This window comes from Aliihoeflea sp. (assembly GCF_052435475.1).
In the GTDB taxonomy this organism is placed as follows: Bacteria; Pseudomonadota; Alphaproteobacteria; order Rhizobiales; family Rhizobiaceae; genus Aliihoeflea.
The window spans coordinates 57562-83972 of sequence record NZ_JBQVMV010000013.1 but is presented as its reverse complement, the minus strand read 5'-3'; the positions used below and the strand labels follow the sequence as shown (position 1 = coordinate 83972).

The 26411-nt window shown below is 64.8% G+C and carries 30 protein-coding genes and 1 other RNA gene; 11 read left to right on the top strand and 20 right to left on the bottom strand.

Annotated elements, in window-relative coordinates:
• Position 1: 1 nt before the first annotated feature.
• The gene (locus ACT6QU_RS14590; protein ID WP_444565231.1) at positions 2 to 1114 is read right to left on the bottom strand and encodes an endonuclease/exonuclease/phosphatase family protein; all 1113 of its coding nucleotides are present in this window, start codon (positions 1112 to 1114) and stop codon (positions 2 to 4) included.
• 89 nt (positions 1115 to 1203) lie between these two features.
• On the opposite strand from ACT6QU_RS14590, the gene ACT6QU_RS14585 reads away from it, so the two are divergent.
• Together ACT6QU_RS14585 and ACT6QU_RS14580 are read left to right on the top strand one after the other, a co-directional pair.
• Positions 1204 to 1632, top strand: coding sequence for a BA14K family protein (locus ACT6QU_RS14585; RefSeq protein WP_444565232.1), 429 nt, complete (start codon positions 1204 to 1206; stop codon positions 1630 to 1632).
• A 74-nt stretch (positions 1633 to 1706) separates the two neighbouring features.
• On the top strand, positions 1707 to 1991 hold the full coding sequence (locus ACT6QU_RS14580) for a PilZ domain-containing protein (protein ID WP_024588644.1): 285 nt from the start codon (positions 1707 to 1709) through the stop codon (positions 1989 to 1991).
• Here ACT6QU_RS14580 and ACT6QU_RS14575 read toward each other — a convergent pair.
• The 5 genes from ACT6QU_RS14575 to ACT6QU_RS14555 form a co-directional block, all read right to left on the bottom strand.
• Complete coding sequence (locus ACT6QU_RS14575; RefSeq protein WP_024588645.1) at positions 1988 to 2281, bottom strand: PilZ domain-containing protein; 294 nt, start codon at positions 2279 to 2281, stop codon at positions 1988 to 1990. The two genes, ACT6QU_RS14580 and ACT6QU_RS14575, sit on opposite strands and share 4 nt — an antisense overlap.
• Before the next feature lie 102 nt (positions 2282 to 2383).
• Complete coding sequence (ilvC, locus tag ACT6QU_RS14570) at positions 2384 to 3403, bottom strand: ketol-acid reductoisomerase (protein ID WP_024588646.1); 1020 nt, start codon at positions 3401 to 3403, stop codon at positions 2384 to 2386.
• A gap of 2 nt (positions 3404 to 3405) precedes the next feature.
• Positions 3406 to 4041, bottom strand: coding sequence for a TetR/AcrR family transcriptional regulator C-terminal domain-containing protein (locus tag ACT6QU_RS14565; protein ID WP_444836688.1), 636 nt, complete (start codon positions 4039 to 4041; stop codon positions 3406 to 3408).
• Between the two features lie 163 nt (positions 4042 to 4204).
• Positions 4205 to 6106: a potassium transporter Kup gene (locus ACT6QU_RS14560; protein ID WP_444565234.1), complete on the bottom strand. Its 1902-nt coding sequence runs from the start codon at positions 6104 to 6106 to the stop codon at positions 4205 to 4207.
• 108 nt (positions 6107 to 6214) lie between these two features.
• Positions 6215 to 6955: a pyridoxine 5'-phosphate synthase gene (locus ACT6QU_RS14555; protein WP_444565235.1), complete on the bottom strand. Its 741-nt coding sequence runs from the start codon at positions 6953 to 6955 to the stop codon at positions 6215 to 6217.
• Between the two features lie 111 nt (positions 6956 to 7066).
• Here ACT6QU_RS14555 and ACT6QU_RS14550 point away from each other — a divergent pair, with 111 nt between their 5' ends.
• Positions 7067 to 7471 (top strand): STAS/SEC14 domain-containing protein, encoded by a 405-nt coding sequence (locus ACT6QU_RS14550; protein WP_444565236.1) that lies wholly within the window; start codon positions 7067 to 7069, stop codon positions 7469 to 7471.
• Positions 7472 to 7516: 45 nt separating this feature from the next.
• Complete coding sequence (locus ACT6QU_RS14545; RefSeq protein ID WP_444565237.1) at positions 7517 to 8380, top strand: hypothetical protein; 864 nt, start codon at positions 7517 to 7519, stop codon at positions 8378 to 8380.
• On the opposite strand, the gene ACT6QU_RS14540 is transcribed toward ACT6QU_RS14545, so the two are convergent.
• The 6 genes from ACT6QU_RS14540 to ACT6QU_RS14515 all read right to left on the bottom strand — a co-directional run bounded on the left by ACT6QU_RS14540 (position 8377) and on the right by ACT6QU_RS14515 (position 13335).
• Positions 8377 to 9507 (bottom strand): ATP-dependent DNA helicase, encoded by a 1131-nt coding sequence (locus tag ACT6QU_RS14540; protein ID WP_444565238.1) that lies wholly within the window; start codon positions 9505 to 9507, stop codon positions 8377 to 8379. The genes ACT6QU_RS14545 and ACT6QU_RS14540 overlap by 4 nt on opposite strands.
• 42 nt (positions 9508 to 9549) lie before the next feature.
• Complete coding sequence (locus ACT6QU_RS14535; RefSeq protein ID WP_444565239.1) at positions 9550 to 9942, bottom strand: type II toxin-antitoxin system VapC family toxin; 393 nt, start codon at positions 9940 to 9942, stop codon at positions 9550 to 9552.
• Entirely contained in the window at positions 9943 to 10188 is a 246-nt protein-coding gene (locus ACT6QU_RS14530; RefSeq protein ID WP_444565240.1) for a type II toxin-antitoxin system VapB family antitoxin, read from the bottom strand.
• Between the two features lie 73 nt (positions 10189 to 10261).
• Positions 10262 to 10858: a LysE family translocator gene (locus ACT6QU_RS14525; protein WP_444565241.1), complete on the bottom strand. Its 597-nt coding sequence runs from the start codon at positions 10856 to 10858 to the stop codon at positions 10262 to 10264.
• Between the two features lie 62 nt (positions 10859 to 10920).
• A complete protein-coding gene (ilvN, locus tag ACT6QU_RS14520) occupies positions 10921 to 11493 on the bottom strand; it encodes an acetolactate synthase small subunit (RefSeq protein WP_024588656.1) in 573 nt (190 codons plus the stop codon).
• A gap of 54 nt (positions 11494 to 11547) precedes the next feature.
• Positions 11548 to 13335 (bottom strand): acetolactate synthase 3 large subunit, encoded by a 1788-nt coding sequence (locus ACT6QU_RS14515; RefSeq protein ID WP_444565242.1) that lies wholly within the window; start codon positions 13333 to 13335, stop codon positions 11548 to 11550.
• Positions 13336 to 13660: 325 nt separating this feature from the next.
• Between ACT6QU_RS14515 and ACT6QU_RS14510 the strand changes: the two genes are divergently transcribed.
• On the top strand, positions 13661 to 15475 hold the full coding sequence (locus tag ACT6QU_RS14510; RefSeq protein WP_444565243.1) for an ATP-binding protein: 1815 nt from the start codon (positions 13661 to 13663) through the stop codon (positions 15473 to 15475).
• Positions 15476 to 15499: 24 nt separating this feature from the next.
• On the opposite strand, the gene ACT6QU_RS14505 is transcribed toward ACT6QU_RS14510, so the two are convergent.
• A complete protein-coding gene (locus ACT6QU_RS14505) occupies positions 15500 to 16279 on the bottom strand; it encodes a GGDEF domain-containing protein (protein ID WP_444565244.1) in 780 nt (259 codons plus the stop codon).
• 82 nt (positions 16280 to 16361) lie between these two features.
• Entirely contained in the window at positions 16362 to 17306 is a 945-nt protein-coding gene (gene miaA / locus ACT6QU_RS14500) for a tRNA (adenosine(37)-N6)-dimethylallyltransferase MiaA (protein ID WP_444565245.1), read from the bottom strand.
• On the opposite strand from miaA, the gene serB reads away from it, so the two are divergent.
• Positions 17277 to 18167, top strand: a complete 891-nt coding sequence (gene serB, locus ACT6QU_RS14495) for a phosphoserine phosphatase SerB (protein ID WP_444565246.1) — start codon at positions 17277 to 17279, stop codon at positions 18165 to 18167. The two genes, miaA and serB, sit on opposite strands and share 30 nt — an antisense overlap.
• Positions 18168 to 18222: 55 nt before the next feature.
• Here the strand turns inward: serB and ACT6QU_RS14490 are convergent, their stop codons facing one another.
• The 6 genes from ACT6QU_RS14490 to ACT6QU_RS14465 form a co-directional block, all read right to left on the bottom strand.
• Entirely contained in the window at positions 18223 to 19773 is a 1551-nt protein-coding gene (locus tag ACT6QU_RS14490; protein WP_444565247.1) for a DegQ family serine endoprotease, read from the bottom strand.
• 242 nt (positions 19774 to 20015) lie between these two features.
• A complete protein-coding gene (gene hflC, locus ACT6QU_RS14485) occupies positions 20016 to 20978 on the bottom strand; it encodes a protease modulator HflC (protein WP_444565248.1) in 963 nt (320 codons plus the stop codon).
• The gene (hflK, locus tag ACT6QU_RS14480; protein ID WP_024588664.1) at positions 20978 to 22108 is read right to left on the bottom strand and encodes an FtsH protease activity modulator HflK; all 1131 of its coding nucleotides are present in this window, start codon (positions 22106 to 22108) and stop codon (positions 20978 to 20980) included. The genes hflC and hflK overlap by 1 nt, the downstream gene beginning before the upstream one ends.
• Before the next feature lie 122 nt (positions 22109 to 22230).
• Positions 22231 to 22761: a dihydrofolate reductase gene (locus tag ACT6QU_RS14475; protein WP_444565249.1), complete on the bottom strand. Its 531-nt coding sequence runs from the start codon at positions 22759 to 22761 to the stop codon at positions 22231 to 22233.
• Positions 22761 to 23555, bottom strand: a complete 795-nt coding sequence (locus ACT6QU_RS14470) for a thymidylate synthase (protein WP_444565250.1) — start codon at positions 23553 to 23555, stop codon at positions 22761 to 22763. Before ACT6QU_RS14470 ends, ACT6QU_RS14475 begins: the two co-directional genes overlap by 1 nt.
• A 70-nt stretch (positions 23556 to 23625) precedes the next feature.
• Positions 23626 to 23937 carry a DUF2853 family protein gene (locus ACT6QU_RS14465; protein WP_444565251.1) on the bottom strand — a complete coding sequence of 104 codons (312 nt, stop codon included), beginning with the start codon at positions 23935 to 23937 and terminating at the stop codon, positions 23626 to 23628.
• A 98-nt stretch (positions 23938 to 24035) separates the two neighbouring features.
• On the opposite strand from ACT6QU_RS14465, the gene ACT6QU_RS14460 reads away from it, so the two are divergent.
• The 5 genes from ACT6QU_RS14460 to ACT6QU_RS14440 all read left to right on the top strand — a co-directional run bounded on the left by ACT6QU_RS14460 (position 24036) and on the right by ACT6QU_RS14440 (position 26409).
• Positions 24036 to 24407 carry a fluoride efflux transporter FluC gene (locus ACT6QU_RS14460; RefSeq protein ID WP_444565252.1) on the top strand — a complete coding sequence of 124 codons (372 nt, stop codon included), beginning with the start codon at positions 24036 to 24038 and terminating at the stop codon, positions 24405 to 24407.
• Complete coding sequence (locus tag ACT6QU_RS14455) at positions 24404 to 24787, top strand: fluoride efflux transporter FluC (RefSeq protein ID WP_444565253.1); 384 nt, start codon at positions 24404 to 24406, stop codon at positions 24785 to 24787. Before ACT6QU_RS14460 ends, ACT6QU_RS14455 begins: the two co-directional genes overlap by 4 nt.
• Positions 24788 to 24789: 2 nt before the next feature.
• Positions 24790 to 25160: a transfer-messenger RNA gene (ssrA, locus tag ACT6QU_RS14450) on the top strand.
• 73 nt (positions 25161 to 25233) lie between these two features.
• Positions 25234 to 25791: an AAA family ATPase gene (locus ACT6QU_RS14445; protein ID WP_444836684.1), complete on the top strand. Its 558-nt coding sequence runs from the start codon at positions 25234 to 25236 to the stop codon at positions 25789 to 25791.
• 69 nt (positions 25792 to 25860) lie between these two features.
• Positions 25861 to 26409 (top strand): SspB family protein, encoded by a 549-nt coding sequence (locus ACT6QU_RS14440; RefSeq protein ID WP_444564779.1) that lies wholly within the window; start codon positions 25861 to 25863, stop codon positions 26407 to 26409.
• Positions 26410 to 26411 lie beyond the last annotated feature (2 nt).

Here is a 26411-nt window from a genome sequence, read left to right as displayed (position 1 = left end):
GCTATAGAACGTCCAGTTCCATCACCACCGGGCAGTGGTCCGACGCCTTCGGCCGGTCCCAGCCGATGCGCGGCCAGCGCTCGGGCGACTGGCCGGGCGGAAAGGGTGTGCGCCAGGGCTGGCCCCTGGTGATGATCTGCGGCAGGCGCGCCGCGTTTTTCTGCGCCCATCCGCCCGAGACGAGCACGTAATCGAGCTGGCACAGATGCCGTTCCTGCGGCCCGCGCGTGTGATAGAGCGTCCAACGTTCGAGCGGCGCCAGGCGCTCGGCGACGTTCTCGCAAAAGCCGCCCTCGGTCAAAACGTCGAGGCTGGTGCGGATGTCTTCCGTCACCGGCGTGAACGTCCAGTCCCCCTCGATCCCGCCCTCGACGACGATCCGCTCGCGATAGTCGTTCAAATCGCCGCAGATCGCCCAGCGCTTCTGCGCCGCCTTCGGCCCGAACCGCGCCTCGATGATCGCGCGTACCGCCGCGGCTTCAGCCATACGAACCGGCATCGTCGATTCGCGCCCAGGCAGCCCGTTGCGCGCACCACCCATCGATTTGAAATGAACGAGATAGATCGTCACCGGCCGGCCCGCGACCTTGAGGTCGACCTCGACGCAGTCACGCCGGAACACGAGGTCGTGCGGCTTCTCGCCGACCCCGGCGAGCGCTTCGTTGTAGAGACCGAGCTCCTCGAAGGTGACATGGGCGTGGCCCTGCATCGAGACGAACTCGATCGGCTCGCCATAGGCGGTCTCGGTGCGGAACATGATCGCGACCTCGATGCCGCGCATGTCGTTGCCCTTGGCGAGATATTTCTCGCGATAGCCATGCCCGACCATCTTGAACAGATAGCCATATTCGAAGGCCCGCAGCGCCTCGATGTTTTCCACCTCCTGCAGGCAGATGATGTCGGCCCGCGCCGCGGCGATGGCGAGCGCGCTGAGCTGGCGCGCATCGTCCGTGTGCGAGATCATCCGCGCGCGTTCGAGGTGCCGGTAGTCGGCCTCGTTCTCGATCTGGAAGAGCGACAGCGCCCGGTCCTGCAGGAGCTGATTGCGAAAGCCGGAAAAATCGAACCTGTTCATCAGGTTCTCGACATTGAACGTGGCGATGCGCAGCGACATGGCCGCACCGTCGCAAAGGGCGGATGCAAACACAAGCTTCGCTAAAGCCGTGACGGATAGTGTGCCTGGCACCTGCAAGGAGATTGCCCGTGTCGAGAGCCCTTTTCGCCATCACTGCCCTGCTCGGCCTCGCCGCACCGGCCCTTGGCGCCGACATGCACAAGGGCCCGATCCATCCCGGCTGGGGCGTCCAGGCTCCGGTCGCGGTCGCGCCCCCGGCATCTGCAATCATCGTCGAGGAACTCGGCAGCCCGCCCCTTCCCTATCGGGGCTTCAAGTACCCTCTCGACGACGCGAGCTGGTTCTACCCGCCCCACCCGGCCGCCGAAAGCTACGGCTCGGCCTATGGCTATGCCGGTCGGCGCGTCATCGCCGCACCGCCCGTTGGGGGCGCAACGGCGCTTCCCTTTGCGCATATCGACTGGTGCAGCGCGCGCTACGCATCCTATCGCACCGCCGACAACACGTTCCTGCCGCCCCGCGGCGGCCGGCGCACCTGCGTCTCGCCCTATCTGTGATATCGTTAACCCTATCTTCGCCACGGCGCTGATAAGGGTCGGTGCCATCATTTGGCACTGGGTAAGGCAGTTTGGTGACTGACGAGAATCTCCGCCGCGAACATCGCCAGCGCGTCCTCAAGGGCGCGTCGATCATCGGCGACGTCAACACGTCGGAGATTTCCTGCACCGTGCGCAACATGCATTCGAAAGGTGCCGAGCTGCGCGTGCCGGCCGATGTCGTCGTTCCGGACGACTTCCTTCTCTATATCCCGACCGACGCCAAGGGCTTTCGCTCGGTCGTGCGCTGGCGCACGAAGGATCGCGTGGGCGTCGAGTTCCTTGCCGAGGAACCCAAGCCGCACTGGCATTACGGCTAGACGAGCCGCACACCGACCTCGCCGCCCCGCCGCCAGCGCATTTCGACAGGCCTGAACGCCGCCTCGTCGGAAAGGCGCATGTCGAAGCGCGGCGGGATGTCGAGCGCATCGCCGAAGGACAGCCGCGCGCCGTGGTCGGAGAGGCTGCGAACGACGCATTCGCGACTGGCATAGCCACCGTCGAACCGCAGCACCGCACCCTTGAAGACCCGCCGGCGCTGCTCGCTGCGCCGATCCGGAAAGACTTCGCCGCCCATGGCGATCGAGCGCTGGGTAATCTGTGTCATCATGGCACAACCTCCATCCACCTGAGACTGGCGCAGCAAGGACGATGCCAAAATGAAAACGGGCCGCGCGATAGCGGCCCGTTCGGTCTCAGTAGCAGAACGTGATTAGTTCTTGGCTTTGTCGACGAGCTGGTTCTTCGCGATCCACGGCATCATGGCGCGCAGCTTGGTGCCGACTTCCTCGATCTGGTGCGCGTCGTTGCGGCGGCGGATGCCCTTGAAGCGGGCCATGCCGGAGCGGTATTCCTGCATCCATTCGGAGGTGAACTTGCCCGTCTGGATGTCGTTCAGCACGCGCTTCATCTCGGCCTTGGTTTCGGCGGTGATGATGCGCGGACCCGAAACATACTCGCCCCACTCGGCCGTGTTCGAGATCGAGTAGTTCATGTTGGCGATGCCGCCCTCATAGATGAGGTCCACGATGAGCTTCACTTCGTGCAGGCACTCGAAATAGGCCATTTCCGGCGCGTAGCCGGCTTCCACCAGCGTCTCGAAACCGGCGCGGATCAGCTCGACGAGGCCGCCGCAAAGAACGACCTGCTCACCGAAGAGATCGGTCTCGCACTCTTCCTTGAAGTTGGTCTCGATGATGCCCGAGCGGCCGCCACCGACGCCGCAGGCGTAGGAAAGGCCGAGGTCGAGCGCATTGCCCGAGGCGTCCTGGTGGACGGCGACGAGGCACGGCACGCCGCCGCCCTTCTGGTATTCGCCGCGAACCGTGTGGCCGGGGCCCTTCGGTGCGACCATCAGGACGTCGACGGTCGACTTCGGCTCGATCAGGCCGAAATGGACGTTGAGGCCGTGGGCGAAGGCGATGGCGGCGCCGTCGCGGATGTTCGGCGCGATCTCGTCGCGATAGATGTCGGCCTGAAGCTCGTCCGGCGTCGCCATCATCATCAGGTCGGCCCACTTGGCGATCTCGGCGACGGTCATCACCTTGAGCCCGTCGGCTTCGACCTTCTTGGCGGTCGCCGAGCCGGCCTTGAGACCGACCGCGATGTCCTTGACGCCCGAATCCTTGAGGTTCAGCGCATGGGCGCGGCCCTGGGAGCCGTAGCCGATGATGGCGACCTTCTTGCCCTTGATGAGATTGAGATCGGCGTCGCGATCGTAATAAACGCGCATGGTCATATCCTTCCCTGGAGTGTTTTTTGGGTTTGCGGTGCCCCGTAAAGGGCGAAGAACTGCTGCGTCGCGCGCGCGGCATCCCGCGCGAGTTCCGCTTCAGTCGTTTCCAGCCGGTCGCCGAGCAGCAGCCGGATCTGAACGTCGCGGCCGACAAGGCCGAAAAAGGTGCGGAACGCCGTCTCGGTATCGTCGAAGGCGAGAAGCCCGTTCGCCCTGCCCGCTTCGAGCAGCGGCTTCAGCCTTTCGCCGATGGCGAAGCGTCCGTTCGCCAGCACCATGCGGCCAAGGCCGCTCTTGCCCGAGCCCGCATGGCTGATGCCGACGCGGTTGAGCGCGATCGAGGTCCGGCTGGAGATGACGGAGAGCCAGTTGACCGCGAAGGCCTCGAGGCTTTCGCGCAGTTGCGAGGCGTCGAGATGCTGGGCGTCGAAATTTCCGGCGCGCACGCGCGAGGCCTGCCAGCGCACGGTGGCGGCCAGAAGCCCGTCACGGTCGCCGAACCATTTGTAGAGCGTTTCCTTGGAGCAGTTCGCCTTGCGCGCGATGGCGGCCGTCGTCACGGCATCGCCGCCGGTGACGAGCAGGTCGAGCACGGCGTCCAGAACGTCCTTTTGACGCTCCGTCCACTCGTCCATCGCTGTCGCGGCTTCACCCAAATCCATGCTCCGAAATTTGTGTACCGTACGGTACGGTTCGGAGTTCTAGCGAAGCGCCGAGGGGCGCGCAAGCCCCTCGGCGAAGGATTTGCAGGGTGTGTCGAGATTTCGGGCTGGGCGTGCCGAAATCTCGACCCGCATCCTAGATGACGACTTGCGTCCCGATCTCCACCACCCGGCCACTGGGAATCTGGAAATAGGCCGTGGCGTCCGACGCGTTGCGCGCGAGCGTGATGTAGAGCCTATCCTGCCAGTGCGGCATGGCCGACTGGCTGGAGCCCTTCAGCGTGCGTCGCGACAGGAAGAACGACGTCGTCATGATATCGAATTTCCAGCCCGCCTTGCGACAGAGCGCCATGCCCTTAGGCACGTTTGGCCGTTCCATGTAGCCGAAATGCAGGGTCACCTTGGAGAACAGGTCGTTGATGCGCTCGATCTCGACCCGGTCCGCGTCGCCTACATGCGGCTGCTCGACCGTGACGATGGTCAGGATGACGTTGTGCTCGTGCAGCACCTTGTAGTGCTTGAGACTGTGCATCAGCGCGGTCGGGGCGCTTTCGGGATCGCTGGTCAGGAAAACCGCCGTTCCCGGAACGAGCGTCGGCGGCTTGGCGGCGAGGTTGTCGGTCAGGAGCGCCAGCGGCACTTCGGTCTTGCGCGTCTTGTGGAAGAGCAGCCGGCTGCCCTTGCGCCAAGTCATCATGACGACCATCGCCGCCGCAGCCACCGCGACCGACACCCAGCCGCCGTCGAAGAATTTCAGCGAATTGGCGGCGAGGAAGGTCATGTCGAGAACGAGGAACGGGATGATGACGACGAGCGCGCCGACGAGCGGCCACTTCCAGACATTGCGCATGACGACGAGCAGCAGCAGCGCCGTCACCACCATTTCGCCGGTGACGGATATGCCGTAGGCGCCGGCAAGCGCGCTCGAAGAGCCGAATTCGAGCACCAGGATCACGACACCGATCAACAGCAGCGCGTTGATCTGCGGCATGAAGATCTGGCCGGATTGCGTATCGGATGTATGGAACACCGCAAAACGCGGCAGGAGCCCAAGCTGGATCGCCTGGCTGGCGAGCGAGAATGTCCCGGTAATGACGGCCTGGCTGGCAATGACGGTCGCGACAGTCGCCAGGATGACGAGCGGGAATACCGCCCAGGACGGCACCATCTGGAACAGCGGTTGCCCGGTCGCACCCTCATGGCTGAGGATGAAGGCGCCCTGGCCGAAATAGTTGAGGAGCAGCGCCGGAAAAACCAGTCCGAACCAAGCAAGCACGATCGGTTTGCGGCCGAAATGGCCGAGGTCCGCATAGATCGCCTCGGCGCCAGTGACGGCGAGGAACGCCGCGCCGATGACGGCAAAGGCGACATGCGAATGGCTGAACAGGAACCCGACCGCATAGGCCGGATTGAGTGCGGCCAGCACTTGCGGCGCGTCGATGATGTGCCAGATACCGAGGCCGCCGAGCACGATGAACCAGATCGCGGTGATCGGCCCGAACACCATCGCGACCGAAGCCGTGCCCTTCTTCTGGACCGCGAAGAGCGCAATCAGGATGACGACGGTGACCGGAATGACATAGGGCGCGAAGGCGGGCGTTGCGACTTCCAGCCCCTCGACGGCCGAAAGGACCGAGATCGCCGGCGTAATCAGCGCATCGCCGAGGAAGAGCCCGGCACCGGCCATGCCGAGCAGCATGACGGCTGGTGAAAGGCGCCCGGCATTTTGCCGCGCGAGCGCCATCAGCGAAAGCGTGCCGCCCTCGCCGCGATTGTCGGCGCGCAGCACGATCAGCGCATATTTGATCGCGACGATGAGCGTCAGCGACCACACGATGATCGACAGGACCCCGAGGACTTCGGCATCGGTCGAACGGTCGGGATTTCCGGTGGCGTGAATGGCCTCACGCAAGGCATAGATGGGGCTGGTGCCGATATCGCCATAGACGACACCGATTGCGGCCAGTGCCAGGGCTCCGGTGCCGTGCCCCGTCGACGACGGAGCATCATGGCGCGAGCCTTCGATTGGCATTTCCATTTCATTTGCCCTCCTTTGAAGGACGGGCGGGCTTCTACGCCTGTTGCAGTGCAATATCAACTGCCCTTTTCGCAGGGTCAGCCATGCAGCGCGCGGGGGTGTTATGCTCTACCCTTCGCAGGAACGCAGGAAACGACGCACGGTTTCGGCCATGCCATATTCAAGCGCGTCGGCCGTCAGCCCATGACCGATTGACACTTCCGCAAGCTCGGGAACACGCCGCACGAGCGGCGCGAGATTGGCGACCGTCAGATCGTGTCCGGCATTGATGCCGAGCCCGAGCGCGACGGCGGCATCCGCCGCTTTGCCAAGCTTTTCCAGTTCCTTGGTAGCCTTTTCGGAATCGGAATGGCAGGAACCGTAGGGGCCGGTGTAGAACTCGACACGGTCGGCTCCCGTCGCGCGCGCGGCTTCCAGTCCTTCCGGTTCGGGATCGGCAAAGAGCGAGACGCGCATCCCGCCCTTCTTCAACCGCGCGACGACCGGCTTCAGGAAATTGCCATGCCGTTCGAACGGCCAGCCATGGTCCGAAGTCGCTTGTGCCGGATCGTCGGGCACGAGCGTCACCTGCTCGGGCTGGTGCTCTTCGACGAGGTCGAGGAAGTCGTCCGTCGGATAGCCCTCGATGTTGAACTCGGCATGCGGAAACTCGTCGTCGATCAGTGCGCGGATCTCGGGCAGGTCCGAAAACCGGATGTGGCGCTGGTCGGGGCGCGGATGGACGGTCAGCCCATGCGCGCCGGCGGCCAGCGCGATGCGCCCGAGCCCCGTAACGCTCGGCCAGGGCAGGTCGCGTCGGTTGCGCAGCATCGCGACCGCGTTGAGATTGACCGAAAGTTTCGTCGCCATGGCGTTGTCCCGCATCGCATTTTCGTTTCTTCTAACGTTGCGCGACCGGAACGAACAGGCCTCGTTGCGGGTTCAACATGAACAGATTCTTGGTCCAGACATGGAGAGGCAATGCACCCGCTCGACCGTATCCCTGCCGTTCGCCGCATCGAAACGGATCGCTCCGACGTCTTCGCCATCGAGATCACCGGCTTCGTCACCGGCGCGGACGTCGAAAATCTTTATGGACTGCTCGAAGGCGCCTACGCGCTCCACGACCGTCTGGACGTGCTGGTGCGCCTGACCGACTATGAGGGCTCCGCCTGGGACGACATTTCGGCGGCAACCGCCAAGGAAGGGCGCCAGCACGCGCTCGAGCACGTCCAGCGCTGCGCCGCGGTCGGGGAGCCTGACTGGACGGATCGTGCAGCCGGTTTCTTCGAGCGGCTGCCGGTCGAACTCAAGCACTTCGGCAGCGACGAGGAAGCCGAAGCCTGGACCTGGATTGGCGCGCGCGAGATTCCGCAGCGCGTCTGATCGGGTTTCACATTCCCATCATTTTCCGCATGCACATCCGCCCGCATGGCAACGCTCCGCATTCTGGATACAATCACCGACCGCGGCGACCCCAAGCGTCCCAATGAGGACGCATGCGGTGGCAACCGGTCCTGCGCCTTCGTCATCGACGGGGCGACCGGCCTCGGCGAAAGCCTCCTGCCCGACGCGCCCTCCGATGCCGCCTGGCTCGCCGCCCTTGCCAAGGACTGCTTCGAGGAACTCGCCGACGGCAAGCGTCCGATCGGCGAGATCGTCCGCCAGACCAACGCCCGGGCAAAGGCCGTGCTCGACGGCATGCTCTACGGCGATGACATTCCTGCCTGGCAGTTGCCGATCGCCGGCTTCCAGATGATTTCGGTCGCCAACGGCGCAATCGCCACGCACGGCCTCGGCGATTGCCGCCTCTTCCTTCTGTCCGCCGACGGCAGCGCGCTCGACCGCACCGCCCTTCCCGGCCGCACGGAAGAACCGGAAGGCGCGCGCCGCGTGATCGAGGCCTTCGGCGGATTGACGCAAGCTACGGACATGCTCGCCCAGCCGGAAGTGCGCAGCGCCTTGCGCGCGCGCCGGGCAACCTACAATCGCGAAGGCTCCGATGTCTGGACGCTCGGCACCGAGCCGAGGGCCGCCCGCCATGTCGTCAGCGAGGAACTCGACATTGCCCTGCCCGCCCGCGGTCTCCTCTGCACGGACGGTTTCGCCGCCCTCGTCGATACCTATGGCCGCTACGATGCGGCAGCCTTCGTCGAAACCGCATCGCGCGACGGCCTGTCGAAGCTCCTCGCCGAACTGCGCGTCGTCGAGCATCGCGAAGACCCGGACGGCCTCGCCTTCCCGCGCTTCAAGCGCAGCGACGACGCGACCGCGCTCCTGTTCGAGATCGTCTAGCTGCGAACGATCGTCAGGCTCTCGGCGGCGCGGGTGATGGCCGTGTAGAGCCAGCGCTGGCGCGCGTCCTTGAAGGCGAAGCTCTCGTCGAACAGCACGACCTTGTCCCACTGCGAGCCCTGCGCCTTGTGGACGGTCAGCGCATAGCCATAGTCGAAATCGTCGAAGCGCTTCTTCTGCTGCCAGGGAACATCGGCGTCCGGATCGTCGAACGCGGCCTTCAAAAGCTTGATCTTGGCGATGCCGCGATCCGGATCGTCCTCTTCGGGCGAGACGAGCAGGTTGATGCCCGGCTTCACCGTCTCGCGCGACGACGTCATCACCTTCCAAAGCGACCCATTGAGCAGCCCCTTGGCCGGATCGTTGCGCAGACAAACAAGTTTGTCGCCGGCCTGCGGATAGGCCGCCTCGAAGCCCTTCAACTGCCGCAGGCGCTGATTGTAGCGCTTGCGCGTGCGGTTCGTCCCGACCAGCACCTGATCGGCATCGAGCACGAGGTCCTGATCGACCTCGTCGCGCGAAATCACCTTCGCCCGTCCATAATCGCCGATCATGAACTCGCGCCCTTCGCGCACGTCCATGGCAAGCTGGATGATCGGGTTGTCCCGCGCCTGCCGGTGGATTTCGGTCAGGAGATAGTCGGGCTCGTGCTCGGTGAAGAATCCGCCGCCGGAGATCGGCGGCAGCTGCGCCGGGTCGCCGAGGACAAGGATCGGCGTGCCGAACGACATCAGGTCGCGCCCGAGCGCCTCGTCCACCATGGAGCACTCGTCGATGACGACGAGCTTGGCCTTCGCGATCGGGCTCTGGCGATTGAGCGAGAAGGTCGGGTTGATCGACGTCTTGCCCGTCGTCTCGTCCGCAACCGCTTCCTCGCCGCGCGGGCGATAGATCAGCGAGTGGATCGTGCGGGCGTTCAGCGCGCCCTTGGAGCGCAGCACCTGCGCCGCCTTTCCGGTGAACGCACCGAACTGCACCTGGCCATCGACATCCTCGGCGAAATGCCGCGCGAGCGTCGTCTTGCCCGTGCCCGCATAGCCGAAAAGCCGGAACACCTGACTGCGCCCGCCCTGAAGCCACCTCGAAACGGCCTTCAGCGCCTCATCCTGCTGGGGAGAAAATTTCATGGCGCTGTTTCGCAGGATTCGACGGGCAGGATCAAGCGCATGTCAGCGCAGATCGGTCTGCGCGAAGTCATTTCCCTTGTAGAGCAAGGGAATGCCCGCTGATTTAGCCACGGCGTAGGAAAAGCAGTCGCCCATGTTGAGCTGCGCGCCATGCCCCGTTCCCTTGCCGAACTGCTGATGAGCCTTGAGAGCGATCAGATGCGCATCCGCGCGAATTTCGATCACGTCGATCCCTGACTCTTCGAGAAACTCGATGACGATCAAGGTCATCTCATCGGTAGACGCATGGAATATCCGCGCTAGCGCAAGCGCGGTCTCGAATACGACAATCGGCGAAGTCACCGGGCGCCGGGACATTTTCAATCGGTCGGCAAATGCCTCTCCATCATCCTCGGAAGCGATTATCGCAACGAGTGCGGAACTGTCGACGAACATCTAATCGTCGCCTTGGCCAGACAGTGAATCGTAGAAAGCTTTGTCCGCTACTGCTCCCGTGCGCGGGTAAGATGCGACGCGCGCACGAAGAGCCGCCGTTCTTTGCCACAACGATGCCTTGCGCTCATCGGCAGCGAGCGATTCGGAAACGGCCTCCCGAATAGCTTCCGTCAAACCAATCTGTCGCGTCTGCGCCAGCTTCCGAACGAGCGCGTCCGTCTCTCTGTCCCTGATGTTCAACGTCACTACGGCTCTCTCTGTGCGCCCGCCTCTTTACGAAAACTCTATCGTACAGACAAAAGGAACGCAACAAGAACATTTATTTCAAGATCGGCACCACCGACGCCGCCAACAGAACGCCCATCGCGATGTTGAACCATTTCAGCCGCACCGGATCGGCGAGAAACCCGCGCAGCGCCGTGCCAAATCCTGCCCAGGTCGACACGCTCGGAAAGTTCACGAGCGCGAAGGCGGTGGCGACGAGGAGGACGGAGAGATAGGGCGCGCTTGGGCTGGTGTAGATCGCCATCGCGGTCACCGCCATGATCCACGCCTTCGGGTTCACCCACTGGAAGGCGGCCGCCTCGAGGAACGTCATCGGCCGGTCGCGTCCCGTTCCACCCGATGACATCGACCGCGAGCGTGCGATCTTGAAGGCAAGCCAGAGAAGATAGGCGCCACCAGCGAATTTCAGCGTCGTGTGAAGCTGCGGATAGGCTTCGAGCAGCGCGCCGAGGCCGAGCCCCACCCCCATCAGCAGGCTGAAGAAACCGACGCCGATGCCGACCATGTGCGGGATCGTGCGGCGGAAGCCAAAATTCACGCCCGAGGCCAGCAGCATGAAGTTGTTCGGTCCCGGCGTGATCGACGAAACGAAGGCGAACGCAACCAGTGCGACGAAAGTCTCCGCGCTCATGGCTCGGTCTTTCCGGCCGGCATCGCCGACCTGTCAATCAAGGGATTTCGGCGGCGCTGAAACTACATGCCCTGCGGGCCGCGGTTCATCGCGGCGACGCCGGTGCGGCAGACTTCGATCAGCCCCAGCGGCTTCATGATCGCGATGAACTGCTCGATTTTCGACACGCGCCCGGTGATCTCGAAGATGAAGTGCTCGGTATTGGCGTCGATGACGCTGGCGCGGAAGGCGTCGGCCAGCCGCAGCGCCTCGACGCGGTCCTCGCCGGTGCCCGCCACCTTGACGAGCGCCAATTCGCGCTCGAGCGGCCGGTCGTGCCCGAGTTCCGCCGCACGGACCGTCAGATCGTTGACCCGATGAACCGGCACGATGCGCTCGAGCTGGTGCTTGATCTGCTGCAGCACATGCGGCGTGCCGCGCGTGACTATGGTGATGCGCGACAGGTGCTTCTCGTGCTCGGTTTCGGAGACCGTCAGGCTGTCGATGTTGTAGCCACGGCCGGAGAATAGCCCGATGACGCGCGCGAGCACGCCCGGCTCGTTGTCGACCAGCACGGAAAGCGTGTGGGCTTCCGGCTTCTCGGTCTCCTTGGCGATGAAATAGGCCGAACCGGTGGGCTGAAGATGTGCGTTCATCAGGTGATTCTCTTTTCGAATGTCTGTCTTCAAGTCGCTGTTCTGGCTGAATGATCAGACCAGCGCCCTGCCCTTGGCATCGATCGCGTTCGCCACCGCCTCGTCCGTCGCTTCGTCGGGCAGCAACATCTCGTTGTGCGCCTTGCCCGACGGGATCATCGGGAAGCAGTTGGCGAGATTGGCCACGCGGCAATCGAAGATGACCGGCTTCCTGACGTCGATCATTTCCTGAATCGCGTCGTCGAGATCGCCCGGCTTTTCGCAACGGATGCCGTGCCCGCCATAGGCTTCCGCCAGCTTGACGAAGTCGGGCATCGCCTCGGTGTAGGAGTGCGACAGGCGATTGCCGTGCAGAAGCTGCTGCCACTGGCGCACCATGCCCATATACTGGTTGTTCAGGATGAAGATCTTGATCGGCGCTTCATACTGCACCGCGCAGCTCATCTCCTGGATCGTCATCTGAACCGAGGCGTCGCCGGCAATGTCGATGACGAGCGCGTCCGGATGGGCGATCTGCACGCCGAGCGCCGCCGGCAGGCCGTAGCCCATCGTTCCCAGCCCGCCCGAGGTCATCCAGTGGTTCGGTTTCTCAAAGCCGTAGTGCTGGGCCGCCCACATCTGGTGTTGGCCGACTTCGGTGGTGATGTAGGTGTCGCGGTGCTTGGTCAGTTCGTAGAGCCGCTGGATCGCATATTGCGGCATGATGATCTCATCGTTCGGCCGATAGGCGAGCGAATCGCGGGCGCGCCATTTCTCGATCTGCTCCCACCACGGCGCGAGCCGCGCCTTGTCGGTCCGCGCGGTCGCCCGCCACAACCGCACCATGTCCTCCATGACGCGCCCGACATCGCCGATGATCGGCACGTCGGTCGGCACGTTCTTGTTGATCGAGGACGGGTCGATATCGATGTGAATCTTTTTCGAGTTCGGTGAAAACGCGTTGAGGCGGCCGGTAATACGGTCGTCGAAGCGCGCGCCGATGCACAGCATGACATCGCAATCATGCATCGTCATGTTGGCCTCGTAGGTGCCGTGCATGCCCAGCATGCCGAGCCACGCCGGCCCCGAGGCGGGATAGGCGCCGAGGCCCATCAGCGTCGAGGTGATCGGGAAGCCGGTGAGATCGACGAGCTCGCGCAGGAGGTGGCTTGCCTCCGCTCCCGAATTGATGACGCCGCCGCCCGAATAGATGACCGGGCGCTTCGCGTTCGCCATCATCTCGACGGCCGCCTTGATCGCCTCCATGTCGCCCTGGACCTTCGGATGGTAGCTGGTGCGCGGCGCTGTCTGCGGCGGCGTGTAGATGCCCTTGGCGAACTGAACGTCCTTCGGGATGTCGACGACGACCGGGCCGGGACGGCCGGTGGTCGCGACATGAAACGCCTCGTGCAGGATCGCGGAGAGCTCGTTGACGTCCTTCACCAGCCAGTTGTGCTTGGTGCAGGGCCGCGTGATGCCGACCGTATCGCATTCCTGGAAAGCGTCGGACCCGATGAGCGAGGTCGGCACCTGCCCGGTGATGCAAACGAGCGGGATCGAATCCATCAGCGCGTCCTGCAGCGGCGTCACCGCATTCGTCGCGCCGGGGCCGGAAGTGACCAGCATGACGCCCGCCTTGCCGGTCGAGCGCGCATAGCCCTCTGCCGCGTGGCCCGCGCCCTGCTCGTGGCGAACGAGAATGTGCTGGACGTCTTCCTGCTGGAAGAGCTCGTCATAGATCGGAAGGACCGCGCCGCCCGGATAGCCGAAAATATGCGCGACGCCGTTGTCGCGGAGGGCCTGGACGACCATCTCCGCTCCGGTCATTTCGCGTCGTCCGCTGTCATGTGTGGCGCTGTTCATGGGGCTGGTCCGTCGTCTTTGTCTGTGGTCGGGGGCTTGGTTCGGGAAACAAAAAAGGCTCCCGTGGGGAGCCTGCGTGTTGCGCATGGGGTGCTTTCGCCCGGCGGTTACACCGCCTTGCCCACGCGCCTTCCTACTACGAGAATGAGTGCCGTCTTCAACATGGGCGTGAGATTAGGCAGAGCACGTATCGACTGTCAATGCCGCCGGTGACGCAATTTCCTTGCGCACCCTGTCCCGACTTAACCCGGCGTGAACCATCCGCCCGAACGCGACCTTAACCCCGCCCGCATAGCTTGGTCCGGTAATCGGGGATTTGCGCGCGATGTATGTTGAGCGAACGGGACATGAGGGCGATGCCGTCAGCCAGGAACGGCGCGACACGCTTCAACCGGAATCGCGCGTCCTTGGCCGTGTCATCCAGTGCGACGGCGCGCGCGCGACCGTCGCGGCCCTAGCGGACGGAATGCAGACCGCCAGCGACGGCTTGTGGTCCGTCGGCCGCATGATCTCGATCAATCTCGGCGCCGCCCGCACCGTCGGTCTCGTCTATGCGATCGAGACGCCGCATGCCGAGTGGAACGACAATGCCGACAACACGCTGATCGTGCGGGTCGAGCTCGTCGGCGAGGTTCGGGACATCGCCGGCAAGCCGCATTTCGACCGCGGCATCACGCTCTATCCGCATGTCGGCGCCATCGCCCACCGCATCCGCTCGCGCGACCTCGAGGCGGTCTACGATCTTGGCGGCCGGCAGGCGGTGTCGATCGGCAGCCTCAGCCAGGACCAGCAGATCCTCGCCCGCATTTCGATGGACACGACGCTCAGCCGGCATTTCGCGGTCCTGGGGACAACCGGTGTCGGCAAGTCGAGCGCGGTGGCGCTCCTGCTGCGCAAGGCCGTCGACGCCAATCCCGAACTGCGCGTGCTGATCCTCGATCCGCACAACGAGTTCCACGCCGCTTTCCCCGACCGCTCGGTCCGCATCGACACCAATTCGCTCGACATGCCGTTCTGGCTTTTCCGGCTGGAGGAACTGACCGAGGTGCTTTTTCGCGGCCGCGAGGCGGTTGCGGAAGAAGTCGACCTCCTGCGCGACCTCATCCCGGCCGCCAAGAGCCGCTATCATCGCCCCTCTTCGTCCGCGACGCTCCTGCGGCGCGGCGCCGATACGATGTCGCTGACCGCCGATACGCCTGTTCCCTACCGCATGGTCGATCTGATCAAGCTGATCGACGAGCGCATGGGAATGCTCGAATCCAAGATCGAGCGGCCGCATTGCCGCGCCTTGCGGGCACGGATCGAATCCGCCCTGGCCGATCCTCGCTACCGCTTCATGTTCGCCTCGCGCCTCATCGAGGACAATCTGCACGAGGCGATCGGAAAGATCTTTCGCGTGCCCCATCATGGAAAGACGATCACCTGTTTCGAACTCGCGGGCCTGCCCTCCGAAGTCGTCAATTCGGTCTGTTCGGTCCTGTCGCGCCTCGCCTTCGACCTCGCTTCCGGCTCGAAGGGCCGGCTGAAGCTTCTCGTCCTGTGCGAGGAGGCGCATCGCTACATGCCGGCCGACCCGCGTCTCGGCTTTGCCCCGACGCGCCATGCACTCTCGCGCATCGCCAAGGAAGGCCGCAAATATGGCTGCTATCTCGGCGTCGTGACCCAGCGCCCCGGCGAGCTCGACCCGACGGTCCTATCGCAGTGCTCGACCATCTTCGCCATGCGCCTCGCCAACGAGCGCGACCAGGAGATCATCCGCTCGGCGATCGCCGATTCGTCGGCCTCCACCCTCGCCTTCCTGTCCTCGATGGGCCAGCGCGAGGCGATCGCCTTCGGCGAGGGCGTCGCGACCACGATGCGCATGAAGTTCGAGACGCTGAAGCCGAGCGAATTGCCCGGCCGGCCGCAGGAAGTGGCCGATGCCGCCGCCCATCCAGGCGAAATCGACCTCCATGCGTTGATCCAGGGCCTGCGCGGCGAAGGTCCGACCTTCGTGGCCGACGATTTCGGTCCGATGATCGGCGACGATCCGTTCGAGCGCCTTGCCGCCGCGCTCGATTCCCCGCCGCCCCGCGCATCGCTCGCCAGCCTGCGCCGCCACGGCGACGACGAGGCCCTGCGCCGGCTTTATGAAGACTGATTAGGGGCGAGGAGAGCTGCGGCCTTATGCGCAGACGCGGTTCCGGCCCAGCCCCTTGGCCTGATAGAGCCGCTGGTCGGCGCGCCGGTAGAGCTCTTCCGCGTTTTCCTTGCCGTTCCACACCGCCAGCCCGACGCTCGCGGTGACCTTGAGACGGATGTTGCCGTTGACGACGACGAGTGCGGACACCGCCTTGCGGATGCGCTCGGCGAAGGCGATCAGCCCCGCATCGTCGAGATTGGCCGCGACGATCGCAAACTCCTCGCCGCCCAGCCGCGCGACGACGTCATGGTAGCGCGTCAGTTCGCGCAAGGATGACGCCACTTCCTTCAGCACCTTGTCGCCGATGTCGTGACCATGCGTGTCGTTGATCGCCTTGAAGTGGTCGAGATCGATGATCATCAGCCCGATCGGCCGGTCGATCCGGCCGAAGGCGTCGAGATATTCGCGCAGCGCCTCATCGAAAAACCGCCGGTTCTGCATGCCCGTCAGGCTGTCGGTCAGCGCCGCCTGTTCGAGCGTCACCGAACGCGCGCTCAGCGTTTCCGTCATGGCGCGCAGCTTGCCCTGCTCCTGCACCTGATGGCGAATCAGCGGATAGATGAAGAAGGCGCCGAAGAAGATAGCGGTCGCGAGCAGCACGCCGATCGCAAAGAGCAAGCGCGCCAGATAGGCGATGTCTTCGCCGACCGACTCCGCGGCCTGCGCCTGCAGCACGCCATAGGCGTGCAGCGTCGTCACCCCGGCCGCAAGGACGACCGCAATGAAGACAAAGAAAGCCGATTCGGCCTGGTGAAACCGCATACCGTTCCCGATACTGACGCCAAGGCCTCACTTTCCGCCAGCGCTCCCTTATCGCAGGTTAACGCGCCTTAGTATTTTCGAGCTAGTCCACACGGGGTTGCACCCGCCGCCATTCGGGTCCGAGCTGGTTGCGAAACCATGTGTCCTGCCGCTTGGCATATTGGCGGGTCGCGGCCTTGGCGCGCGTGATCGCTTCGTCCAGCGTCACCTTGCCGCGCAGATGCTCGGCAAGTTCCGGCACGCCGATCGCCTTCATGGCGGGCAGGGTCGGCACGAGGTCGAGGGTGAGGATCGCACGCACCTCGTCGATCGCGCCGGCATCGACCATCGCGTCGAAACGCCGGTCGATGTTGGCGCGCACGAATTCGCGTTCGGGGGCAAGAACGATCATGGACGCGGACGCCGCATCGACGAGCGGCGCCGACCGGTCGCCCTGCCAGTCGAGGATCGAGCGCCCGGACGCCTCAACGACTTCCAGCGCTCGCACGATGCGCTGCCCGTCATTCGGGCGAAGCCGCTCGGCTGCGGCTGCATCCCGCTCGCCGAGCTGGCGGTGCAGCGCCTCGGCGCCTTCCTCGATCAGCGCCTGCCGCCATCTGGCGCGAATGCCGGCGGGAATGTCGGGCATGTCCGACAGCCCCTGCGTCAGTGCGCGGAAATAGAGCCCGGTGCCGCCGACGAAAACGAGCCTTCGCCCAGCCACATCCGGTGATTTGAGCAACGCGTCCACATCTGCCAGCCACTGCGCCACCGAATAGGCGACTGCGGGGCTGACATGGCCGAAAAGGCGATGCGGCACGCTTGCCTCGTCCTCTACGGTGGGCCGCGCGGTGATCACGCGCAGGACGTCATAAACCTGCATCGAATCGGCATTGACGATGATCCCGCCCGTCTCGCCGGCGATCTCCATCGCCCGCCGCGACTTGCCGCTCGCGGTCGGCCCCGCTATCAGGACCGCATTCTTCAGCACGCCCTGCCCCGTTTCAGAAAGTCCGCCATGTCGCTCATCGCCGTCCTGATCTCGCATCCGGCCGAAAAGGCCGTGACCGTCGATCTAGCGAATAGGGCGGCAAAGGCCCTCGGTGCAAGCGCGACCGTCAATTGGCTCGACGACGGCATCGCGTGCGAGTTCGCGGTTCGTGCGGGGCTGGAGGCTCAGGAAGCACTCGCGCTCCTGCGCGAAGCGGTTGCAGGAGCACCAGTCGACGTCGCGGTTCTCGAACCCGAAAACCGTCGCAAGCGCATCCTGATCGCCGACATGGATTCCACCATGATCGACCAGGAATGTATCGACGAGCTCGCCGACATGGTCGGCATCAAGGACTACGTCGCCGCCATCACGGCGCGAGCGATGAATGGCGAGATCGCCTTCGAGCCCGCCCTTCGCGAGCGGGTCGCCCTGCTGCGCGACCTCGACGTCGCCGTGATCGATCAGGTGATCGCCGAGCGCATCTCGCTCGCATCGGGCGGCAAGGCGCTGGTCGCGACCATGAACGCCAATGGCGCGACGACCGCGCTCGTCTCGGGCGGCTTCGAAAGCTTCACCGAGAAGGTAGCGGCCAAACTCGGCTTTGCCGAACACCGCGCCAACAGGCTGCTGGTCGAGAACGGCAGGCTCACCGGCAAGGTCGCCGAACCGATCCTCGGCAAGGAAGCGAAGGCCGCCTCGCTTCTCGATCTTGCGGCCCGCGCCGGCGTCACGCCGCAGGACGTGCTCGCGGTCGGCGACGGTGCCAACGATCTCGACATGATCCGCATCGCCGGCATGGGCGTCGCGCTTCATGCCAAGCCCGCCGTCGCGGCAGAAGCCGGCATCCGCATCGACCATGGCGACCTGACGGCCCTCCTCTATCTCCAGGGCTATCGCGGGTCGGACTTCGCCGCCTGACGCAACGAAAAAGGGGCGGCCGAAGCCGCCCCGATCGTTTCGTATTCGTCAGACCCTATTCCATCCGAAGCGTGACGAACCGCAGCTCGCCCGTCGGCGAGGCAAGCATCAGGAGGGCGTTGCGCCGCCCCTGACCTTCAAGCGCGGCGATCCGCTCCTGAACGTCGGCGGGCGTGGCGACGGCTTCCTGGGCGATCTCCGTGATCACCTCGCCGGCAACGATGTTGCGCTCGGCGGCCTGCGACCCTTCCGCGACCTCCATGACGACGACACCGGTAATGTCCTCGCCGATGCTGAAGGATGCGCGGGTTTCCTCATCCAGCGCGGCAAGCGTCATGCCGAGGATTTCGGCCGTTTCGACATCCGCATCCGGCGCCGCCTCGTCCTCGTCCATCTCGATGCCGGCCTCCGCCTGGCGCTCGCTATCCTCCAGCCGCCCGAGCGTCACGCGCACGGTCTGCTCTTCGCCGCGGCGCACGATCAGCACGTCGACCTCCATGCCGACCGGGCTTTCGGCGACGACGCGCGGCAGGTCGCGCATGGTGCGGACCGGCTTGCCGTCGAAGGAGAGGATGACGTCGCCGGGCAGGATCGAGCCATCGTCGACCGGCCCGCCCTCGATCACGCCCGCCACCAGCGCGCCTGTCGCGCGGTCCATGCCGAGGCTTTCGGCAATGTCGTCGGTGACCGGCTGGATGCGCACACCAAGCCAGCCGCGACGCGTCTCGCCGAATTCGCGCAACTGGTCGATGACGTTGACGGCAAGCTGCGAAGGAATGGCGAAACCGATGCCGATCGACCCGCCGGAGGGCGAGATGATGGCCGTATTGATGCCGATGACCTTGCCGTACATGTCGAACAGCGGCCCGCCCGAATTGCCGCGATTGATCGCCGCGTCGGTCTGGATGAAATCGTCATAGCGCCCGGCATTGATGTCGCGGCCGCGCGCAGAGACGATGCCCAGCGTCACCGAGCCACCGAGCCCGAACGGATTGCCGATCGCCATCACCCAGTCGCCGATCCGCGCTTCCTGCGAATCGCCGAACTCGACCGCGGTCAAATCGCGCAGCGTCGGGTCGACCTTGAGCACGGCGAGATCGGTTTCGGGATCGGCGCCGATCAGTTCGGCCGGCAGCGTGCCGCCATCGGAGAAGTTGACCTCGATCTCGTCGGCATCGGCGATGACGTGGTTGTTGGTGATGACGATGCCTTCCTCGGCATCGATGACGAAGCCGGACCCCAGCGACTGCATCGGCCGCGCGGACGGTCCGCCCGGCTGCTGCTGGTTGAAGAACTCGTCGAAGAATTCCTGGAAGGGCGAGCCTTCGGGAAGCTGCGGCACGGGCACGTTGCGCTGCGCCGGGTTGTTGCGCGCGGCATTCTGCGACGTGGCGATGTTGACAACCGCGCCCAGCAGGCCTTCAGCCAGGTCGGCGACGGAGGCCGGTCCCTGCTGGCGGGGTTGCGCACTGCCGGGAGCGGGCTGGGCGTCCGTCTGGGCCTGCGCGAAAGCCTGCATGGCGGGCGCCGAAAGGCCCGTCAAGCCAAGCGCGGCGATCGAAAGACCGACGGTGAGTTTCCGGCGGATCGAAATTCGGGTCTTCATCAGGCACTTTCTCCCAAGGGGCGCGTTCTGCGGCGCATTGATCCGCTCGAATGCGGCGTGTTTGCGGCCCGGACCGACTTTGCAAAGCCTGCGGGCGACGTCGCGGACACAATCGCAACGGCGTGCGCGGGACGCAAGCCGCTCGCACGCCTGTCCGGTATTTGTGAAAGCATGGCGACAAAAGAAAAGCCCCCGGGCCGTCGCGCGATCCGGGGGCTTCGTTCAGGTGGACCGGCGCTGCGTCAGGGCTGCGTCGAACCGGTGGTGAGGTCTGCGCCGGCAGCCGGCGGCGTCTGCGCCGGGGCGGCCGGCTGCTCTGCCTGCGTCCGGCCCATCGGGTTGCCGAAGAAGCGGAAGAACTGCGAATCGGGTGACAGGACCATCGTCGTCGCATCGCCGTTCAGCGCCGCCGTATAGGCAGCCATCGAGCGATAGAACTCGAAGAATTCCGGATCGCGCGTGAAGGCGTCGGCGAAGATGCCGTTGCGTTCGGCCTCGCCCTCGCCTCGCAGGATCTCCGATTCGCGGCGTGCATCGGCGACGATCTCGACGACCTCGCGGTCGGCGCGGGCGCGAATGCGCTGGGCCGCTTCACGGCCGCGAGCGCGAAGGCGCTCGGCTTCTGCAAGACGCTCGGCCTTCATGCGCTCGTAGGTCTGCTGGGAGACCTCGGCGGTGAGGTCGGTCCGGCGGATACGCACGTCGGTGATCTCGAGGCCGAGCGACGTCGCGTCGGGACGAAGCTGGTCGCGAACTTCGCGCATCATCGAGGACCGCTCTTCCGAAAGCGCGGCTTCGAAGCCGCGCAGACCGTAGACCCGGCGCAGCGAGGCGTCGAGACGGGTGCGGAGACGCTGTTCGGCCAGCGGAACGCTGCCCGACACGGCCTGACGGAACCGCCGCGGATCGGCGATGCGATAAGCGATGAAGGCGTCGACCTCGTAGAAGCGGCCGCCCGAGACCTGGACGCGGATATCGTCCAGATCGAAGCGCATCACGCGATCCTCGATCATCTGGACGCTGTCCGCCTCGGCGAAGCCGAAGGGCAGCTTGAAGTAGAGGCCCGGCTCGGTCTTCACATCGACGATCTCGCCGAAGCGCAGCACGATCGCCTGCTGGCGTTCGTTGACCACGAAGAAGGAGGAGTAGGCCAGGATCAGGAGCGCCAGGACGACGATGGCGATAACGGGAAGACGGTTGGCCATCAGTTGGTCCCTCCCTGGGTCGAGGCGGTGTTCGATGCGTTGCGGCGCGCGTCGAGCTCGGGCAGCGGCAGATAGGGAACGACGCCCTGCCCGCCATTGGTGCCCTGCTCCACGATCACCTTGTTGGACGAGCGCAGAACGCCTTCCATCGTCTCGAGGAACAGGCGCTGGCGCGTCACGTCGGGCGCCTTGGCGTATTCGTCATAGACCGAAACGAAGCGCTGCGCCTCGCCTCGCGCTTCCTGCACGACGCGGTTGCGATAGGCGGCCGCTTCTTCGCGAACCTGCGCGGCCTCGCCTCGTGCGGCACCGAGCTGCTGGTTCGAATACTGGTTGGATTCCTCGACGAAGCGATCCTCGTCCTGCTCGGCGCGCTGAACTTCCTCAAACGCGTCGGCGACTTCGCGCGGCGGTGCTGCATCCTCGATCGAAATCGCGTTGATGGCGATCCCGGCGCCGTAATCCGTGACCGAATTGTCCATGATCTCGCGAACTTCCTCGGCGATGCCCTGGCGGTTGTCGCGGAAGATGTCCTGCGCGGGACGCCGGCCGACGACTTCGCGCATCGCGCTCTCGGCGACCTGGCGCAGCATGTCGTCGGGCGAAGCGACGTTGAACATGTAGGCGCGCGGATCGGAGACCTGGTAGGCGACGGAGAACTTGACGTCGACGATGTTCTGGTCGCCCGACAGCATCAGGCCCGTCGAGGTGCCGCTGCGCGGCTCACCGATCTGGATCAGCTTTTCGGCGACGTTGGCGGTCTCGACAGTCTCGACCGGCCACCAGTGGAAGTGCAGCCCCGGCTCGGAAATCTCGTCCTTCGGCTTGCCGAAGCGCAGTTCGACGGCGAGTTCGTCCGGCTGGACCGTGTAGATGGACTGGAAGAGCCAGAACGCGGCGAGCGCCAGCGCACCGAAGCCGAACAGCGCCGCATTCGAGCCGCCACCGCCCGGCAGCGCCTGCTTCAGGCGATCCTGCCCGCGGCGGATGATGTCTTCGAGATCGGGCGGCGAGCCCTGCGGTCCGCTCGGGCCGCGCGGCCCCTGCCCCCAGGGGCCGTTGCCGCCGCCATTACCGCCGCCGCCTCCCCATGGGCCGCCGCTGCCGCCACTTTGATTGTTCCAGGGCATGAACTTCCTCTTGGTCCGGAATTGTCAACGTTGCGGCGGAACCTCCGACGCTAATCAACGTTACAAAACGTTATAGGGGTGCAATGTGGCCGTTTCAACGCAAACCGGCCGCCGATCGTGCGTCAGCGGCCGTTGGTCGCGCTATTTCGTGAATAGATGACGTATTCGCTCGCATGGCTGTCACGCTCTCCGGCAGGCACCCGCTCGATTGTGCCCCGCGTCCACGCAGCGTCGTCGATGCGCGGAAAGAACGTATCGCCGTCGATCGCCGCCAGAATATGCGTGACGTGCAGCGTGTCGGCCCGCGCCATCGCCTCGCCGAATATCTGTCCGCCGCCGATCACGCAGATTTCATCGGGCGCCTCACCGGCTGCGATTTCCAGCGCCTCGTCGAGCGACCGCGCGACGACCGCGCCTTCGTCGGCAAAATCCTGCTGCCGTGTGATGACGATGTTCGTTCTGCCCGGCAGCGGACGCCTCGGAAAACTCTCCCAGGTCTTGCGACCCATCACGATCGGCTTGCCCAGCGTCAGCGCCTTGAAGCGCTTCAGATCGGTCGACAGCCGCCACGGCAGGTCACCGTCGCGCCCGATCACGCCGTTCTCGGCAATGGCGACGACGAGGCTGACCGGGATATGCGCAGGCTCCGTCATCAAACCGCGATCGGCGCCTTGATGGAAGGCTCGGCGACATAGCCCTCGAGCGCGAAATCCTCGAAGCGGAAATCATAGAGACTGCGCACGGCCGGATTGAGCTTCATCACCGGCAGGGCATGCGGCCGGCGTTGAAGCTGCGCGCGCGCCTGCTCGAAATGGTTCGAGTAAAGATGCGCGTCGCCGAGTGTATGCACGAAATCGCCCGCCTTCAGCCCCGTCACCTGCGCGATCATCATCGTCAAGAGCGCATAGGAAGCGATGTTGAACGGCACGCCGAGGAAGATGTCGGCCGAGCGCTGGTAGAGCTGGCACGACAGCCGGCCATTGGCGACGTGGAACTGGAACAGGCAGTGGCACGGCGGCAGCGCCATCTGGTCGACCTCGGCCGGGTTCCAGGCCGAGACGATCAGCCGGCGCGAATTCGGATTGGTTTTGATCTCGGAAATCAGGTTCTCGATCTGGTCGATCGACCCGCCATCCGGCTTCGGCCAGGAGCGCCACTGCTTGCCGTAGACGGGGCCGAGCTCGCCGTTCTCGTCCGCCCACTCATCCCAGATCGTGACGCCGTTCTCGTTCAGATAGCGCACGTTCGTGTCGCCGGCGACGAACCAGAGCAGTTCGTGGATGATCGATTTGAGGTGCAGCTTCTTGGTCGTGAGGACCGGAAAGCCCTCTCCGAGATTGAACCGCATCTGGTAGCCGAAAACGCCGCGCGTGCCGGTCCCGGTGCGGTCGCCCCGGTCGACGCCGTGGTCGAGGACGTGCTGGAGAAGATCGAGATATTGCCGCATGCATCACCGCCTTGAAGTCGCCCCACCCTATCGCAACGCGCGGGTCGCGACACCTGCCAATCACCGCTTTTCACAAGGCATCGAGCCGCCCGAGCTGCTTGGCCACCAGATAGTAGAACGTCACGCGCTTGCGTTCGGCATCCGCGCCCATGGCGAGGTCGGCCATTTCGATGGCGAGGTCGGCGCGCTCGCGGTCGGTGCAGCCGAGCTTCCTGCCGCACCATTTCTCGCGCAGCCTGGCCGCGTGCTTGGCATCGAGCGCCTTGATATGCAGCGATTGCGGGTTCCGGAGCGCCACGCCCAGATGCTTGACGATCCGCTCGATCGCCTCCGCGTCGGCCGTCGGATCGTAGCGGCGGACGTCGGCAAGATGGTCGTCCATCGACCCGTCTCCCTGACCATCGCCCCCCGCTGCTTGGTTGGCTTCACAAAGCGCGGCTGTCAAGATAACCCAAAGGGAGGTGGGGCAAGGATCGAAACATGGTCGATGCGATGAGTCTGGCGCTCGTGGCCGCGGGCGGAGCGGCCGGAGGCGTCGCGCGCGTCACCGTCGCAGGCTTCGTCGCGCGGCGGTACGGCCCCGATTTTCCGTGGGGCACGCTCGTGGTCAACGCTACCGGCGCCTTCCTGATCGGGGTCGCGGCCGGACACTTTACCCCCTCGCCCGACCTGCGAATCTGGCAGCTCGCCATCATCGGTTTCCTCGGCAGCTACACCACCGTCTCGTCCTTTTCCCTTCAAACCCTGTCGCTGGTCCACGCTGGAAAGCCCGGCCGCGCGGCCGCCAATGTCGCGCTCTCCCTCCTCATCGGCATAGCCGCCGCCGTGCTCGGCTTCTGGCTCGCCGCATGAACGCACGTCTGCTCTTTGCGGTCGCCATCGGCGCCGCGCTCGGCTCCCTCGCGCGCTACCTCGTCTCGGTTGCGGCCTTGGCCATGCTCGGCGCGCACTTCCCGGCCGGAACGCTGGTTGCAAACGTCGCCGGCTCCTTCCTCATCGCGCTCTTGGCCCGGCGCGAGGCGGCCGGTGCGCTCGGCCCAACCGCGAGCGCCTTCTGGCTCGCCGGCTTTTGCGGCGGCTTCACCACCTTTTCTATATTCAGTCTGGAAACGCTGATTTTCATCCAGGATGGCCGGCACGCGATGGCCGCGATCTACGTCGCCGCCTCGCTCGTGCTGTGGCTCGGCGGCGCCGCGCTGGGCTGGCGGATGGGCGCGCCGCGCAAACCATGATCCGTCTTGCAAACCGGGTCGCAAGCGCCTATCTCTGAAGTGCCGTCGCAAGGCGGCTATGGTGCTAAACCGACTGTGCAATAGATGGACCGGACGCGGTTTCGAAACCGCCACCTCCACCAGGAACCCGCCCGCGCGACATTTCTGTCGGACGGGCTGCTGATGGGGGTGAAATGGGATCGACGGACGTTGAAAGACAGCACGCTGTACCCGGCATTGTACCACCGTCATCGGGCTACAATAGTAGTTGCAAACGACAACTATGCGGAAGCACGTCTCGCCGCTTAATGCGGTGCGATAGCTTCAAATCAAGCCCTATGGGTTCGCACCTTTAGGCGGGGTTCGGAGGTACCTGGCAACAGAAACCTCCACTTCTCCTCCCTCTCCTGTCCCTTTGTCGCTGCGTGCCCCCGCAGATGATTCTCTTTGCCATGAAGCGAGGACAGATGACTGAAACGGATCGCTTTTTCGTCTTCACGGGGGGACCGGGAACCGGCAAGTCGACGCTGATCTCCGCCCTTGCAAGCGAAGGCCTTGCCACGATGCCCGAGGCCGGGCGCTCCATCATCAGGGCGCGGCAGGCCGTCGACGCCTCTCCGCGCGGCGACGACCCGCTCTTCTTCGCCGAACTGATGCTCGCCTTCGACATGCGCAATCACGAGGAAGCCCGGCGCCATGCCGGTCCCGTCCTGTTCGATCGCGGCATTCCCGACCTCGTCGGCTATCTGCGCCTGATGAACCAGCCGGTGCCCGCACATTTCATCACCGCCGCGCGGCGCCTGCGCTACAACCCGATCGTCTTCGTCGCGCCGCACTGGCCGCAGATCTACCGCAACGACGGCGAACGCGACCAGAGCCCGCAGGAAGCCGCCGCCACGAGCGACGCCGTCGAGCCCGCCTATCGAGAATTCGGCTACGAAATCGTGCGCCTGCCGCTCGGCACGGTCACCGAGCGTGTGGCCTTCGTCCGCGAGGTGATCGGCGCTGCCGCGCCGGAATCCTGAATCCGGTTTACCTCGGCCTGAAGCTTGACTACACCAAGGACGAAACGATTCAGGATGCGCAGGCAAACAATGGCCGAAGACTTGATCCGCTACGACATCCTCGCGCAGGAGGCGCTTCGCGGCGTCATGCGCAAGGTTCTGTCGGAAGTGGCGAAGACCGGCCTGCCCGGCAATCACCACTTCTTCATCACCTTCCTGACGCGTGCGCCGGGCGTGCGGATATCGAGCCGCCTGCGCGAGCGCTATCCCGACCAGATGACGATCGTCGTCCAGTTCCAGTACTGGGACCTGAAGGTGACCGACACCGGTTTCGAGGTCGGCCTTTCCTTCGCCGACGTTCCGGAAAAGCTGGAAATCCCGTTCTCCGCCGTGCGCGGCTTCTACGATCCGTCGGTCAATTTCGAGCTCGAATTCGACGTGCGCGCGGAAGATGCGCCGGAGATCGAGCCGGAGCCGGTCGCGGAGATCAAGCCCGTCGCGGCCGCGCCGAAGAAGCCTGCCGCCGTCAAGAAGGCCGAGAAGCTCGAACTGGCCGCGAAGGACGACGAAGCGGGTGAAAAGACCGGCGACAAGGGAAGCGCCCAGGTCGTCTCCCTCGATTCCTTCCGCAAGAAGTAGCG

Coding starts and splice junctions, on each gene's coding strand:
- ACT6QU_RS14535 (WP_444565239.1), bottom strand. CDS start 9,942: ATGTTCGTCGACAGTTCCGCACTCGTTGCGATAATCGCTTCCGAGGAT.
- ACT6QU_RS14555 (WP_444565235.1), bottom strand. CDS start 6,955: ATGGCGACGAAACTTTCGGTCAATCTCAACGCGGTCGCGATGCTGCGC.
- ACT6QU_RS14445 (WP_444836684.1), top strand. CDS start 25,234: ATGACTGAAACGGATCGCTTTTTCGTCTTCACGGGGGGACCGGGAACC.
- ilvN (WP_024588656.1), bottom strand. CDS start 11,493: ATGAACGCACATCTTCAGCCCACCGGTTCGGCCTATTTCATCGCCAAG.
- ACT6QU_RS14460 (WP_444565252.1), top strand. CDS start 24,036: ATGGTCGATGCGATGAGTCTGGCGCTCGTGGCCGCGGGCGGAGCGGCC.
- ACT6QU_RS14490 (WP_444565247.1), bottom strand. CDS start 19,773: ATGAAGACCCGAATTTCGATCCGCCGGAAACTCACCGTCGGTCTTTCG.
- ACT6QU_RS14475 (WP_444565249.1), bottom strand. CDS start 22,761: ATGACGGAGCCTGCGCATATCCCGGTCAGCCTCGTCGTCGCCATTGCC.
- ACT6QU_RS14550 (WP_444565236.1), top strand. CDS start 7,067: ATGCACCCGCTCGACCGTATCCCTGCCGTTCGCCGCATCGAAACGGAT.
- ilvC (WP_024588646.1), bottom strand. CDS start 3,403: ATGCGCGTTTATTACGATCGCGACGCCGATCTCAATCTCATCAAGGGC.
- miaA (WP_444565245.1), bottom strand. CDS start 17,306: ATGCGAGATCAGGACGGCGATGAGCGACATGGCGGACTTTCTGAAACG.
- ACT6QU_RS14440 (WP_444564779.1), top strand. CDS start 25,861: ATGGCCGAAGACTTGATCCGCTACGACATCCTCGCGCAGGAGGCGCTT.
- ACT6QU_RS14560 (WP_444565234.1), bottom strand. CDS start 6,106: ATGGAAATGCCAATCGAAGGCTCGCGCCATGATGCTCCGTCGTCGACG.
- ACT6QU_RS14545 (WP_444565237.1), top strand. CDS start 7,517: ATGGCAACGCTCCGCATTCTGGATACAATCACCGACCGCGGCGACCCC.
- ACT6QU_RS14465 (WP_444565251.1), bottom strand. CDS start 23,937: ATGGACGACCATCTTGCCGACGTCCGCCGCTACGATCCGACGGCCGAC.
- ACT6QU_RS14575 (WP_024588645.1), bottom strand. CDS start 2,281: ATGATGACACAGATTACCCAGCGCTCGATCGCCATGGGCGGCGAAGTC.
- ACT6QU_RS14455 (WP_444565253.1), top strand. CDS start 24,404: ATGAACGCACGTCTGCTCTTTGCGGTCGCCATCGGCGCCGCGCTCGGC.
- ACT6QU_RS14515 (WP_444565242.1), bottom strand. CDS start 13,335: ATGAACAGCGCCACACATGACAGCGGACGACGCGAAATGACCGGAGCG.
- ACT6QU_RS14525 (WP_444565241.1), bottom strand. CDS start 10,858: ATGAGCGCGGAGACTTTCGTCGCACTGGTTGCGTTCGCCTTCGTTTCG.
- ACT6QU_RS14505 (WP_444565244.1), bottom strand. CDS start 16,279: ATGCGGTTTCACCAGGCCGAATCGGCTTTCTTTGTCTTCATTGCGGTC.
- hflC (WP_444565248.1), bottom strand. CDS start 20,978: ATGGCCAACCGTCTTCCCGTTATCGCCATCGTCGTCCTGGCGCTCCTG.
- ACT6QU_RS14510 (WP_444565243.1), top strand. CDS start 13,661: ATGTATGTTGAGCGAACGGGACATGAGGGCGATGCCGTCAGCCAGGAA.
- serB (WP_444565246.1), top strand. CDS start 17,277: ATGTCGCTCATCGCCGTCCTGATCTCGCATCCGGCCGAAAAGGCCGTG.
- ACT6QU_RS14565 (WP_444836688.1), bottom strand. CDS start 4,041: ATGGACGAGTGGACGGAGCGTCAAAAGGACGTTCTGGACGCCGTGCTC.
- hflK (WP_024588664.1), bottom strand. CDS start 22,108: ATGCCCTGGAACAATCAAAGTGGCGGCAGCGGCGGCCCATGGGGAGGC.
- ACT6QU_RS14470 (WP_444565250.1), bottom strand. CDS start 23,555: ATGCGGCAATATCTCGATCTTCTCCAGCACGTCCTCGACCACGGCGTC.
- ACT6QU_RS14540 (WP_444565238.1), bottom strand. CDS start 9,507: ATGAAATTTTCTCCCCAGCAGGATGAGGCGCTGAAGGCCGTTTCGAGG.
- ACT6QU_RS14590 (WP_444565231.1), bottom strand. CDS start 1,114: ATGTCGCTGCGCATCGCCACGTTCAATGTCGAGAACCTGATGAACAGG.